The sequence below is a fragment of the Burkholderia sp. RF4-BP95 genome (assembly GCF_001521985.1).
GTDB classification, from domain to species: domain Bacteria; phylum Pseudomonadota; class Gammaproteobacteria; order Burkholderiales; family Burkholderiaceae; genus Burkholderia; species Burkholderia diffusa.
The window spans coordinates 179,713-192,181 of record NZ_LOSX01000008.1 but is presented as its reverse complement, the minus strand read 5'-3'; the positions used below and the strand labels follow the sequence as shown (position 1 = coordinate 192,181).

13 protein-coding genes are annotated in these 12,469 nt (G+C 69.2%); 9 read left to right on the top strand and 4 right to left on the bottom strand.

Going from position 1 to position 12,469, the window contains the following annotated elements; genetic code table 11:
• Positions 1-17 precede the first annotated feature (17 nt).
• The gene (locus WS46_RS01365; RefSeq protein WP_059689085.1) at positions 18-908 is read right to left on the bottom strand and encodes a LysR family transcriptional regulator; all 891 of its coding nucleotides are present in this window, start codon (positions 906-908) and stop codon (positions 18-20) included.
• A gap of 149 nt (positions 909-1,057) precedes the next feature.
• Between WS46_RS01365 and WS46_RS01360 the strand changes: the two genes are divergently transcribed.
• Positions 1,058-1,831 carry an SDR family NAD(P)-dependent oxidoreductase gene (locus WS46_RS01360; RefSeq protein ID WP_059689084.1) on the top strand — a complete coding sequence of 258 codons (774 nt, stop codon included), beginning with the start codon at positions 1,058-1,060 and terminating at the stop codon, positions 1,829-1,831.
• 9 nt (positions 1,832-1,840) lie between these two features.
• Positions 1,841-2,899, top strand: a complete 1,059-nt coding sequence (locus WS46_RS01355) for an L-idonate 5-dehydrogenase (protein ID WP_059689083.1) — start codon at positions 1,841-1,843, stop codon at positions 2,897-2,899.
• A gap of 92 nt (positions 2,900-2,991) precedes the next feature.
• Here WS46_RS01355 and WS46_RS01350 read toward each other — a convergent pair whose 3' ends face one another.
• Entirely contained in the window at positions 2,992-4,191 is a 1,200-nt protein-coding gene (locus WS46_RS01350; protein WP_059689082.1) for an MFS transporter, read from the bottom strand.
• A gap of 314 nt (positions 4,192-4,505) precedes the next feature.
• On the opposite strand from WS46_RS01350, the gene cynR reads away from it, so the two are divergent.
• Positions 4,506-5,396 carry a transcriptional regulator CynR gene (gene cynR / locus WS46_RS01345; RefSeq protein WP_059689081.1) on the top strand — a complete coding sequence of 297 codons (891 nt, stop codon included), beginning with the start codon at positions 4,506-4,508 and terminating at the stop codon, positions 5,394-5,396.
• A gap of 57 nt (positions 5,397-5,453) precedes the next feature.
• Here cynR and WS46_RS01340 read toward each other — a convergent pair whose 3' ends face one another.
• Entirely contained in the window at positions 5,454-6,176 is a 723-nt protein-coding gene (locus WS46_RS01340) for a FadR/GntR family transcriptional regulator (protein WP_175911119.1), read from the bottom strand.
• A gap of 188 nt (positions 6,177-6,364) precedes the next feature.
• Here WS46_RS01340 and WS46_RS01335 point away from each other — a divergent pair, with 188 nt between their 5' ends.
• From WS46_RS01335 to WS46_RS01325, 3 genes are all read left to right on the top strand, one after another.
• Positions 6,365-7,684: a C4-dicarboxylate transporter DctA gene (locus WS46_RS01335; protein WP_059535511.1), complete on the top strand. Its 1,320-nt coding sequence runs from the start codon at positions 6,365-6,367 to the stop codon at positions 7,682-7,684.
• 101 nt (positions 7,685-7,785) lie between these two features.
• Positions 7,786-8,793 carry an allantoicase gene (gene alc, locus WS46_RS01330; protein WP_059689080.1) on the top strand — a complete coding sequence of 336 codons (1,008 nt, stop codon included), beginning with the start codon at positions 7,786-7,788 and terminating at the stop codon, positions 8,791-8,793.
• Positions 8,794-8,806: 13 nt separating this feature from the next.
• Positions 8,807-9,331, top strand: a complete 525-nt coding sequence (locus tag WS46_RS01325; RefSeq protein WP_059535280.1) for an ureidoglycolate lyase — start codon at positions 8,807-8,809, stop codon at positions 9,329-9,331.
• A 193-nt stretch (positions 9,332-9,524) separates the two neighbouring features.
• Here the strand turns inward: WS46_RS01325 and fur are convergent, their stop codons facing one another.
• Positions 9,525-9,953: a ferric iron uptake transcriptional regulator gene (gene fur, locus WS46_RS01320; protein WP_006753314.1), complete on the bottom strand. Its 429-nt coding sequence runs from the start codon at positions 9,951-9,953 to the stop codon at positions 9,525-9,527.
• 142 nt (positions 9,954-10,095) lie between these two features.
• Here fur and WS46_RS01315 point away from each other — a divergent pair, with 142 nt between their 5' ends.
• The 3 genes from WS46_RS01315 to WS46_RS01305 all read left to right on the top strand — a co-directional run bounded on the left by WS46_RS01315 (position 10,096) and on the right by WS46_RS01305 (position 12,450).
• Positions 10,096-10,899 carry an outer membrane protein assembly factor BamE gene (locus WS46_RS01315; protein WP_059535282.1) on the top strand — a complete coding sequence of 268 codons (804 nt, stop codon included), beginning with the start codon at positions 10,096-10,098 and terminating at the stop codon, positions 10,897-10,899.
• A 65-nt stretch (positions 10,900-10,964) separates the two neighbouring features.
• Complete coding sequence (gene dapB, locus WS46_RS01310) at positions 10,965-11,762, top strand: 4-hydroxy-tetrahydrodipicolinate reductase (RefSeq protein WP_059535284.1); 798 nt, start codon at positions 10,965-10,967, stop codon at positions 11,760-11,762.
• 19 nt (positions 11,763-11,781) lie between these two features.
• Positions 11,782-12,450, top strand: coding sequence for a MotA/TolQ/ExbB proton channel family protein (locus WS46_RS01305; RefSeq protein WP_059689079.1), 669 nt, complete (start codon positions 11,782-11,784; stop codon positions 12,448-12,450).
• Positions 12,451-12,469: the final 19 nt, after the last annotated feature.

Sequence of the window (12,469 nt, the reverse complement as noted above, 5' to 3'; positions counted from 1 at the left end):
TTTCCGGCCGGGCTTTTTTATTGCCCGGCGTTCGCCGTCACGTGTTCGAGCGCGTCGACGAACGCACGCTTCAACGGGCTGTCGAGGTCGGTCCACGCGAGGCCGATGCCGGTCCGGTGCCCGGCCAGGTCGAGCGGCCGCGCGAGCACGTTCGGCGGCAGCGGGCTCGCGGCTTCCGCCGGGATCAGCCCGATCCCCATCCCGGCCGCGACGAGCGCGAGCATCGTCGTGAATTCGCCGAATTCCTGCGCGATCTCGAGCGTCGTGCCCGCGCGGCTCAGCGCGAGCAGCATGTCGTCGTGAAAGCCGGGCGCGTAGCGGCGCGCGAGCACGAACGCGGGCTGGCCGCGCAACGCGGCCGGCGCGATCGTCTCGTGCGCGGCGAGCGGATGGTCGATCGGCAGCGCGACGACGAAGCCCTCCTCGAGCACCACGCGCGTGTCGATGCCCGCATACGCGGCCGGCAGCCGGATCATTCCGAAATCGATGCGCCGGTCGCGCAGCGCGGCAATCTGGTCGGGTGTCGGCAGATCCTTCAGTTCGAGCGCGATCAGCGGATAGCGCTCGCGCATCGTGCGCAGCACGGCCGGCAGCAGCGCCGGCAGCACCGACGACACGAACGCGATGCGCAGCGTGCCGATCTCGCCGCGGCTCGACAGCCGCGCCGTCTGCTCCGCACGCGCGGCCTGCTGCAGCGTCGCCCGCGCCTCGGGCAGGAACACGCGCCCGGTATCGCTGAGTTCGACCTTGTGGCGGTCGCGCTCGAACAGGCGCGCGCCCAGATCTTCCTCGAGCGCCTTGATCTGCATGCTCAGCGCGGATTGCACGATGAACAGGCGCTGCGCGGCGCGCCCGAAATGCAGCTCTTCCGCGAGCGTGACGAAGGCGCGCAATTGCTTGAGTTCCATGGTGGGCGGGCGGCAGCAGACGGTGATCGGATTTCATGATAACCGGATCAAAAAAGACCATTGGCGCGACCCCGGCCGAGCGCCGAAGATACGCTCATCGCGAGACCGGCCGCGACCGGCGGTCGGCTCGATGGCAAGAGGAGACACGCATGAGCAACGCGCTTGACCGGTTCCGCCTGGACGGCCGCCGCGCACTGATCACCGGTTCCGGACGCGGCATCGGGCTGACGCTCGCCCGCGGGCTCGCGGAGGCCGGTGCGGCGATCGTGATCAACGATCGCAATGAGGAGAAGGCCGCGACGCTCGCGCACCATTTCCGCGACGAAGGTTTCGCCGCCGATCACGCGGTGTTCGACGTCGCCGAGCACGCGCAGGTGCGTGCGGCGATCGACGATGTCGAGGCGCGCGTCGGTGCGATCGACATCCTCGTGAACAACGCGGGCATCCAGCGCCGTGCGCCGCTCGATGCATTCGATCCGGACGACTGGCATGCGCTGATGCGCGTGAATCTCGACGGCGTGTTCAACGTCGCGCAGGCGGTGGCGCGCCACATGATCGCGCGCGGCCGCGGCAAGATCATCAACATCTGCTCGGTGCAGAGCGAGCTTGCGCGGCCGACGATCGCGCCGTATGCGGCGACCAAGGGCGCGGTGCGGATGCTGACGAAAGGGATGTGTGCCGACTGGGCGCGTCACGGCATCCAGGCGAACGCCCTCGCGCCAGGCTATTTCGAGACGGAGCTGAACCGCGCGCTGGTCGACGACGCGGCGTTCTCCGACTGGCTGTGCAAGCGCACGCCGGCCGGACGTTGGGGGCGCGTCGACGAGCTGTGCGGCGCGGCGATTTTCCTCGCATCGGCCGCATCGGATTTCGTGAACGGCCAGACGCTGTTCGTCGACGGCGGCCTGACCAGCGCGGTATAGGAGAACGTCATGCGTATGCGTTGCATGTGTCTCGTGATCCACGGGCCGAACGACCTGCGGCTCGAAGAGCAGGACGCGGGCGAGATCGGCCCGGGCCAGGTGCGCGTCGATGTCGCGATGGGCGGCATTTGCGGCTCCGATCTCCATTATTTCCAGCATGGCGGCTTCGGCGCGATCCGGCTGCAGCAGCCGATGGTGCTGGGCCATGAAGTGGCCGGCACGTTGGCGGCGGTCGCGCCGGACGTGACGTCGGTGAAGGTCGGCGATCGCGTCGCGGTGAATCCGAGCCGCCCGTGCGGCGCGTGCCGCTACTGCCTGGAAGGGCTCCCGAACCAGTGTCTCGACATGCGCTTCTACGGCAGCGCGATGCGCATGCCGCACGTGCAGGGCGCATTTCGCAACGCGCTCGTGTGCGATGCCGCGCAGTGCGTGAAGGTGGCGGACCATGTGCCGCTGTCGCTCGCGGCGCTCGCCGAGCCGTTCGCGGTCGGGCTGCATGCGGTGTCGCGCGCCGGCCCGCTGATCGGCCGCCGCGTGCTCGTGTCGGGGTGCGGGCCCATCGGCGTGCTGGCGGTCGCGGCGGCGCGCGTGCACGGCGCGGCGGAGATCGTCGCGACCGACGTGGTCGATGCGCCGCTCGAGGTTGCCCGCGCGCTCGGCGCGGATCGCGCGATCAACGCGTCGACGGACACCGGCTGGGTCGCGCGCTACGGCGCCGACAAGGGGACGTTCGACGTGATGATCGAGTGTTCGGGCAATGCGCGCGCATTGCGCGACGGCCTCGACGTGATGCGGCCGCGCGGCGTCGTCGTGCAGCTCGGGCTCGGCGGCGACGTCAGCCTGCCGCAGAACGTCGTGGTCGCCAAGGAGCTGTCGATCTGCGGTTCGTTCCGCTTCCATGCGGAATTCGCGCTCGCGGTGCAGTTGATCAATGCGCGGCGCGTCGACCTGAGCCCGGCCGTGACGGGCGTGTTCCCGATGCGCGACGCGAATCGCGCGTTCGAGCTGGCCGGTGACCGGCAGCGTGCGATGAAGGTGCTGATCGATTTCGCGCACGAGGGGGCATGATCGTCTGCTGATGGCGCGACGGCGCGCATGCAGAAAAGGCACGCCCGCGATTTGCGGAGCGTGCCTTTTTCATTGGCCGGGGCGAAAGCGGGCTATTGCGTGACTTGCCGCGCGCCGACGCGCTGCGACGCGAGCCACAGGGCGATCAGCACGCCCGAGAGCGCCGCGCCCGCGATGCACACGCCACGCCAGCCGTCGACGCCGTACGCGACGCTCGCCGCGAACGACCCGAATGCGCCGCCGATGAAGTAGCTCGTCAGGTAGATCGTCGTCACGCGGCTGCGCGCGTGGCCGGCGAGCGCATAGATCACGCTCTGGTTCGAGATGTGCATGCCCTGCACGCCCACGTCGAGCAGCAGGATGCCCGCGATCAGCGCGACGAGCGAATGCGCGCCGGCCGCGATCAGTGCGAACGAGGCGAGCACGGCCGCCGCGAACAGGCCGGTCGCCGCGTTGCCGTGGCCGCGATCGACGAGGCGGCCGGCCGACGTCGCCGCGAGCGCGCCCACCGCGCCGACGATCCCGAACAGGCCGATCTGCCCTTCGGAATAGTTGTACGGCGGCTGGCTCAACAGGAACGTGAGGCCGGTCCACAGCAGGCTGAAGCATGCGAACACGAGCGCGCCGTAGGTCGAGCGCAGCGCGATCAGCGGCTGCGCGCGCACCAGTGCGACGAGCGACTTCATCAGCGCCGCGTAGTCGAGCCGTGCGTGGCGGCGATCCTTCGGCAGCTTCGCGGCGAGCACGCCGGTCAGCGCGAGGATCATCGCCGCGGCGATTCCGTACACCGCGCGCCAGCCGAACCCGTCGGCGATCGCGCCGGCCGCGACGCGCGCGAGCAGGATGCCGAGCAGCAGCCCGCTCATCACGGTGCCGACCGCGCGGCCGCGCGTGCGCGCATCGGCGAGCGAGGCGGCGAACGGCACGAGCAGCTGCGTCGAGCACGTGACGAAGCCGAGCGCGACGTTCGCGACGACGAACATCGTGAAGTTCGTGCTGAACGCGACGGCGACCAGCGCGATCACGTTGAGCGCGAGCAGCCGCACGATCAGCGTGTGGCGATTGACCGCGTCGCCGAGCGGGACGATCAGCAGCAGGCTCGCCGCATAGCCGAGCTGGGTCAGCGTGACGAGATAGCCGAGTTCGGCGGGCGGGCGGCCGAAGCTGTGGGCGATCGCCGCGAGCAGCGGCTGCGCGTAATAGATGTTGCCGATGACGATGCCGCACGCGCAGGCGAACAGCAGCGTCATCGCGCGGGTCAGGGGAGGATGGTTGTCGTGATGCGGTTCCATGGTCGCGAAAAAAAACAGCGGCGCCGGCCGGCGGCACGGGCCGTCGGCAACGCGGGTTGCGGAAGTCGGGGCCGGCTTCAACGGCTCGGCGATGCGCCGATGCGCGCCGGGCGGGGCGTGGCCGGCGTCCGGATGAGGTGGCGGCGGCGCGTCGTGCGGCGGGCGAAGGGAGGGCGGGCCCGGGTGGGCCGCTCCGGTGCGGCGGCCAGGCGCCGTGGGCGGGAGCGGATGTGCGTATGATGCGGAAATCGAACCATAGCGTCCAAGACTGGATTCTTATGGTATTCATTGGCGTTACCAATACATCGCCCACGATGCTACTCCGCCACATCCGCTATTTCCTGGCCGTCGCCGAGCAGCGCAGCTTCACGCGCGCGGCCGATGTGCTGCACGTGTCGCAGCCGACGCTGTCGCAGCAGGTCCGCCAGCTCGAAGACATGCTCGGCGTGCAGCTGTTCGACCGCTCGGGCCGCGCGGTGCAGCTCACCGAATTCGGCGAGGTCTACGCGCGTCACGCGCGCGCGGCGCTGCACGAGCTCGATGCGGGGCAGCGCGCGTTGCACGACGTCGCCGATCTCGGCAGCGGTTCGCTGCGGCTCGCGATGATGCCGACCTTCGCGGCCTACCTGAGCGGCTCGCTGATCGACGCGTTCCACGCGGATTTCCCGAACGTCGCGCTGACGATCGACGCGATGCCGCAGGAGCGCATCGAGGCGCTGCTCGCCGACGACCGGCTCGATGCGGGTTTCGCGTTCGTGCCGCCGCGCGCGCCGGACATCGACGCGCTGCCGCTGTGGGACGAACCGCTCGCGCTCGTGACGGGCCGCACGCACCGCCTTGCCCGCCGCCGGCGCGCGCTGAGCCCGGCCGAGCTCGTCGGCGAGCCGCTGGTGCTGCTGAGCCGCGCGTTCGCGACGCGGGAAAGCATCGACCGGTACTTCATCGAACAGGGCGCGCGGCCGACGATCGCGATCGAGACGAACACGGTCAGCGCGGTGCTGGAGCTCGTGCGCCGCGGGCGGCTCGCGACGGTGCTGCCGGACGCGGTCGCGCGCGAGAGCGGCGACCTGTGCGCGCTGGCGCTCGATCCGCCGCTGCCGTCGCGCACGGCGGCGCTGCTCACGCGCAAGGGCGCGTACCGCAGCGTCGCGGCGCGCGCGTTCATCGCGCGTGCGCTCGCGTATCGCGATCCTTCGGGGGGATGACCGGTACGACCGGAGAAGGGCTGCCGCGGCGGCCGGGACCGCCGGCCGACGGCGGCGTCAGGCGCCCGGCGTCGGGAAGAAGATGCCCGCGCGTTGCGCGGCGTTCGCGATGTGCGTCTCGATCGCCGTGCCGGCCGCGGCCGCATCGCGGGCGATCAACGCGTCGACGATCGCGCGGTGCTCGTGCCACGTCGACAGCAGCAGCTCGCGCCGGTAGAACGGCATGCGCTGGCTTTCCTTCATGATGTCCGCGCTGCTGCGCAGCACCGACTCGATCGCCGCGTTGCCCGCGAGATGGATGATCCGCATGTGGAAGTCGAAGTCGAGCCGCGACGCTTCGTCGAGTGCGCTTTCGGTCAGCGCGACGTGCAGGTCGGCGAGGTTGTCCTCGAACCATGCGATGTCGTCGTCGGTGACGACGTGCGCGGCCATCCGCGCGGCGAACCCTTCGAGCGCATAGCGCATCTGGTACGTGTCGGGCGGCGACGATTGCTCGGCGAACTGCCACGGATGGGCGGCCGTCGCCTGGGCGCTTTCGACATACACGCCCTTGCCGGCGCGGATGCGCAGCATCCCGAGCGCCTCGAGCGTGGAGAGCGCCTCACGCAGCGACGCGCGGCTGATTTCCAGCTCCTCGGAGAGCTGGCGCTGGGCCGGCAGCAGGCTGCCGACCGGATACACGCCTGCCTCGATCCGGTCGCGGATCGTCGCGATGGCGGCGTCGGTCACGGTGTGCGGAACGTTTTTCATGATGTGAACGATGGCCGGTCTGACCGGCATTGTAATCCGCCCGCGCGCGATGCATGACCGGCCTACGGGAAAGCCACGATCCGCCCCCGCATGCGCGGGAAATCCCTATTTTGTTCGTCCTTGACGCGACTATATCGGCTTCCTACTATCCACCATAACATCACTGGTCTTACCAGTATGAACAGACGAAACTGCAACCGTTGGATCGGGAGAGCGCCGTGTCGAAATTCCTCAATTCGCTGTTTGGCCGGGTAGTCGTCGCATTAATCCTCGGGGTCGCGCTCGGCGCGTTCTTCCCGCATTTCGCCGAATCGCTGCGACCGCTCGGCGACGGCTTCCTGAAGCTCATCAAGATGGTCATCGGCCCGATCGTGTTCTGCGTCGTGGTCAGCGGGATGGCCAATGCGGGCGACCTGAAGAAGGTCGGCCGGGTCGGCCTGAAGGCGGTCGTCTACTTCGAGGTAATGACGACGATCGCGCTCGGCATCGGGCTCGTTCTCGCGTGGCTGACGCGCCCGGGCGTCGGGATGAACATCGACCTGCGCTCGCTCGACGCGGCCTCGCTCTCGTCGTATGCGAAGAACGCCGAAAGCCTGAAGGACACGGCCGGCTACCTGATGAAGATCATCCCCGAGACCGCGATCGACGCGTTCGCGAAGGGCGACATCCTGCAGATCCTCGTGTTCGCGGTGCTGTTCGGTTCCGCGCTGTCGCTGCTCGGCGACAAGGCGCAGCGCGTGAACAGCCTGATCGAGGAACTGTCGCACGTGTTCTTCCGCATCATCGGCTTCATCATCAAGCTCGCGCCGCTCGGCGTGCTCGGCGCGATCGCGTTCACGACCGGCAAGTACGGCGTCGCGTCGCTCAAGCAGCTCGGCTACCTCGTCGCCGTGTTCTACCTGAGCTGCATCGTGTTCGTCACGGTCGTGCTCGGCATCGTGATGCGCATCGCGGGCTTCTCGGTGTTCAAGCTGATCCGCTACCTGCGCGAGGAGCTGTCGATCGTGCTCGGCACGGCGTCGTCGGACGCGGTGCTGCCGCAGGTGATGAGCAAGCTCGAATACATGGGCATCAAGGATTCGACGGTCGGCCTGGTGATCCCGACCGGCTATTCGTTCAACCTCGACGGCTTCTCGATCTACCTGACGCTCGCCGTGCTGTTCATCGCGCAGGCCACCAACACGCCGCTGTCCACGCACGACCTGATCGTCGTGCTGCTGGTATCGCTCGTCACGTCGAAGGGCGCGCACGGGATTCCGGGGTCGGCGATCGTGATCCTCGCGGCGACGCTGTCGGCGATTCCCGCGATTCCGGTGCTCGGCCTCGTGCTGATCCTGCCGGTCGACTGGTTCGTGGGCATCGCCCGCGCGCTGACCAACCTGATCGGCAACTGCGTCGCGACGGTGGTCGTCGCCGTGTGGGAGAACGACATCGACCGGGCCCGCGCGACGCGCGTGCTGAACCGCGAACTGCGCTACGTGGCCGACGAGCAGGGCAGCGCCGCACCGGTCGCCGGCGACCAGGCTCACGCGCTCTGAGCGTCCTCGCGCGAAGCGGCTTCCCCGACCGCTTCGCGCGAACGAATTTCCTGCGGCCGGCGCCACGATGCGCCGGCCCTCATCAAGATAATGGAGACGACATGGCAGCCCCCATCCTCGATCCGAACGCGCCGGCCTTCACGCGGCGCTACATGAACCTCGCCGATCCGCGCCTGGGCGCGCAGGCGCTCTTCGCCAGCGACGAATTCTTCGCGCCGAAGGAGCGCATGCTGAATCCCGAGCCGGCCGTCTTCATTCCCGGCAAGTACGACGACCACGGCAAGTGGATGGACGGCTGGGAAACGCGCCGCAAGCGCACCACCGGCCACGACTTCTGCGTGGTCCGGCTCGCGCGGCCGGGCGTGATTCACGGCGTCGATCTCGATACGAGCCACTTCACCGGCAACTTCCCGCCGGCCGCGTCGATCGAGGCATGCGCGGTGGACGGCGACACGCCGCCGGACGACGCCGAATGGCGCACGATCGTGCCCGCGACGACGCTGCAGGGCAATTCGCACCACTACGTGAGCGTCGACGATGCGCAACCGGTCACGCACCTGCGCGTGAACCTGTATCCGGACGGCGGGCTCGCGCGGCTGCGCGTATACGGCCAGCCGCAGCGCGACTGGCGCCACGTGCCGGCCGGCGAGCTCGTCGATCTCGCGGCGATCGAGAACGGCGGCTACCTGGTGGCCGCGAACAACCAGCACTTCGGTCCGGCCTCGCAGATGCTGATGCCGGGGCGCGGCGCGAACATGGGCGACGGCTGGGAAACGCGGCGCCGCCGCGAGCCCGGCAACGACTGGGCGATCGTCGCGCTGGCGCGGCCGGGGATCATCCGGCGCGTCGAGGTCGACACGGCGTTCTTCAAGGGCAACTTCCCCGACCGCTGTTCGCTTCAGGCCGCGCGGGTCGCGGGCGGCACCGACGATTCGCTCGTCACGCAGGCGATGTTCTGGGCCGAACTGCTCGGCGAGCAGAAGCTGCAGATGGACCACGTGCATACGTTCGACCAGCTCGCGGCGCTCGGCCCCGTCACGCACGTGCGCTTCAACATCTTCCCGGACGGCGGCGTGTCGCGCCTGCGTCTGTGGGGCGAGCCGGCTTGAGGGAGGAATCGGCATGAGCGGACCACACATCCTGCGCGTCGAGCGCCTGACCCGCGAGGCGTTCGCGCCGTTCGGCGACGTGATCGCGCTCGAAGGCGCGCGGCACTTCCCGATCAACGGCGGCACGACCGAGCGCTTCCACGATCTCGCGACGATCGACGTCTGCGCGGACGGCGGCCGGCCGCTCGTCAGCGTGTTTCGCGCGCAGCCGCGCGCGCTGCCGGTCGCGATCACGCTGATGGAGCGCCATCCGCACGGCAGCCAGGCGTTCATTCCGCTCGCGGCCGTGTCGCGCTACGCGATCGTCGTCGCGCCGGCCGGCGAGTTCCGGCCCGACGCGATGCGCGCGTTTCTCGCCGAAGGCTGGCAGGGCGTGAATTACGCGAAGGGCGTCTGGCACCATCCGCTGCTCGCGCTCGACGCGGTCAGCGACTTCGTGATCGTCGACCGCGGCGGCCCGCAGCCGAACTGCGACGAGATTCCGCTCGACGATGCGTGGGCGCTCGAATTCGCGCCGGCGTGCGCGAGCGCGGCCTGACGCGCGGCGAAGGCGTCGGGCGTCGCGCACCGCTCACCGCGCGGCGGCGGCACGGCTCGCCGCTCACGATCGGAAACATTCCCGAACCGGCCCGCACGCAACGTGCGGGCCTTTTTCATTCCGATCCCGAAAACGACACGGCCCGGACGGCGAGATGCCGGCCGGGCCGTGGCGCAGGCGTAAAGCGTGCGGATCAGTGCTTGCGGTGCGGGCAGTTCTCGGTCGTGCAGGAGCCGTACATCGCGAGCGAGTGTTCCTGGAGCCGGAAGCCGCGTTCCTTCGCGATCGCCTGCTGGCGGCTTTCGATCTCGGCATCGAAGAATTCCTCGACGCGGCCGCAATCGAGGCAGACGAGGTGATCGTGGTGCGAGCCTTCGTTCAGTTCGAACACGGCCTTGCCGGATTCGAAGTTGCTGCGTGTGAGCAGGCCGGCCTGCTCGAACTGCGTCAGCACGCGGTAAACGGTGGCGAGCCCGATGTCGAGCTGCTCGTTGAGCAGGTTGCGGTAGACGTCTTCGGCCGTCAGGTGACGCACCGGGCTTTGCTGGAAGATCTCGAGAATCTTGAGGCGCGGTAGGGTGGCCTTTAGCCCGATATTCTTGAGATCCGTCGGATTGGTCATGGCTAGGCATCCCTAGAGTACAATGCAGGGCTTCAATGTTACCGGCTTTTCGCCGTTCCAGAAACACGCGCGGCCCGCGACGCGGGCCTGCACGGTGACGGAAATGTTCCCGGAATCTCTTTCGCACCTTCAGAGGAGTCGCATGCGGAGTGCCATCATCGCTGCCGCCGCCGTTGCCGCGCTGGCTGGTTGTTCGTCGTACGACAGCGTGACGCAGCGCATCGCGCAGAGCATCACGCCCTATCGGATCACTGTCGTGCAGGGCAACTTCGTGTCGCAGGAGAAGGCCGCGCAGCTGCAGGCCGGAATGACGCGCGAGCAGGTCCGCGCGCTGCTCGGCACGCCGCTGCTGTCGGACATGTTCCATGCCGACCGCTGGGATTACCTCTTTTACTTCAAGCGCGGCTCGACGTCCGTCGTCCAGCAGCGCGACCTCGTGCTGACGTTCGCGGGCGACCGCCTCGCGAGCTGGACGGGTGCCGAGAACCTGCCTTCCGAACTCGACCTGCTGGCCGATATCGACGGCGATCGCGGCGGCAAGAAGGCGAAGGCCGCGGCCGCGGCGAAGAAGGCGTCCGAAGCCGCTGCTGCCGCGAGCGCCGCGCAGGCGGCCGCTGCCGCGAGCCCGTCCGCCGAGCCGGTTTCGGGCGCGGTCGTCGATCAGGATGCCAACGCCCAGGCGGCGCGCGCGGCGAACCGCGCGACCAACCAGGTGTCGGGGCAGGGCACGACCGCCCGCCGCTTCACGCCGTCCGCGCAGGCCTCGGGTGGCGCGCCGGTGCCGGGCGGCCAGCCGCCGGGCGCCGCGCCGGCGATCCAGCCGCAATTCCAGTTCCATCGCCCGCCGCAGCCGAACGTGTCGAACGAGGCGTCGCCGCCGGTCGGCCCGCGGGGTTCGGACAACCTGCAGAACCAGCCGCTCACCGCGCCGGCCCAGTCGCAGTAAGCGGCCGGCGAGCGGAAACAGGGCGGCATGCGCCGCCCGCCTTTAGACCTGTCGTGTAGAAAGCCATGAAGATTGCGATTGCCGGTGCATCGGGCCGTATGGGCCGGATGCTGATCGAAGCCGTTCTCAACGATTCCGACGCGCAGCTCGTCGGCGCGCTCGACCGCGCCGATTCGCCGTTCCTCGGCCAGGACGCGGGCGCGTTCCTCGGCAAGGAAACCGGGATCAAGCTGACCGACGACCTCGACGCCGTCTTCGCGCAGGCCGACTACCTGATCGACTTCACGCGGCCGGAAGGCACGATCGCGCACGTCGCGGCCGCGCTGCGCCACGACGTGAAGCTCGTGATCGGCACGACCGGCTTCACCGCCGAGCAGAAGGCGGAGCTGCAGGCCGCGGCAGGCAAGATCGGCATCGTGTTCGCGGCGAACATGAGCGTCGGCGTGAACGTCACGCTGAAGCTGCTCGAATTCGCGGCGAAGCATTTCTCGCATGGCTACGACATCGAAATCATCGAAGCGCACCATCGTCACAAGGTCGACGCGCCGTCGGGCACCGCGCTGATGATGGGCGAGGCCGTTGCCGGCGCGCTCGGGCGCTCGCTCGACGAATGCGCGGTGTACGGCCGCCACGGCGTGACGGGCGAACGCGATCCGTCGACGATCGGCTTTGCGGCCGTGCGCGGCGGCGACATCGTCGGCGATCACACCGTGCTGTTCGCCGGGATCGGCGAACGGATCGAGATCACGCACAAGTCGTCGAGCCGCGTGTCGTACGCGCAGGGCGCGCTGCGTGCGGTCCGCTTCCTGTCGGCGCGCGGCGCCGGCCTGTTCGACATGCAGGACGTGCTCGGCCTGCGCTGACCCTCACGGGGAAACTCCGATGGCGATTCCCACCGGCGTTGTCCACTACCTCGAAAGCGGCGATGCGATCACGCACGCCGTCGCCTATGTGCTGCTGGCGATGTCCGTCGCCAGCTGGTGCTTCCTCCTCATGAAAGCCTGGCTGCTGGTCCGCGCGAAGCGGCAGGGGCCGCGGGCGCTCGCCTCGTTCTGGCGCGCGGCGTCGCTCGACGCCGGCATCGCCGCGCTCGCCAATGCCGACCGCGAGCGCGTGTTCGTACCGCTCGCCGAAGCCGCGCGCGATGCGGCCGACGAACACGATCCGGCCGCGCTCGCCGCGCGTGTGGAGCGCAGCGAACGCGTGCTGCGCGCGCTGCGTCACGCGATGCTGCGCTCGCAGCGGCGTCTCGAATTCGGTCAGGTGCTGCTCGCGTCGATCGGCAGCACCGCGCCGTTCGTCGGGCTGCTCGGCACCGTCTGGGGCATCTACCACGCGCTCGGCAGCATCGCCGCGAGCGGGCAGGCGCAGATCGAGAACGTCGCGGGGCCGGTCGGCGAGGCGCTGATCATGACCGCGTTCGGGCTCGTCGTCGCGATCCCCGCGGTGCTCGCCTACAACATCCTCGGGCGGCTCGTGCGTCAGCTCGCAGAGGAACTCGACGGCTTCGCGCGCGACCTGCACGTATTCGTGTGCGCGCAGGGCGCCTGACGCGCGGCCGGGAGGAACG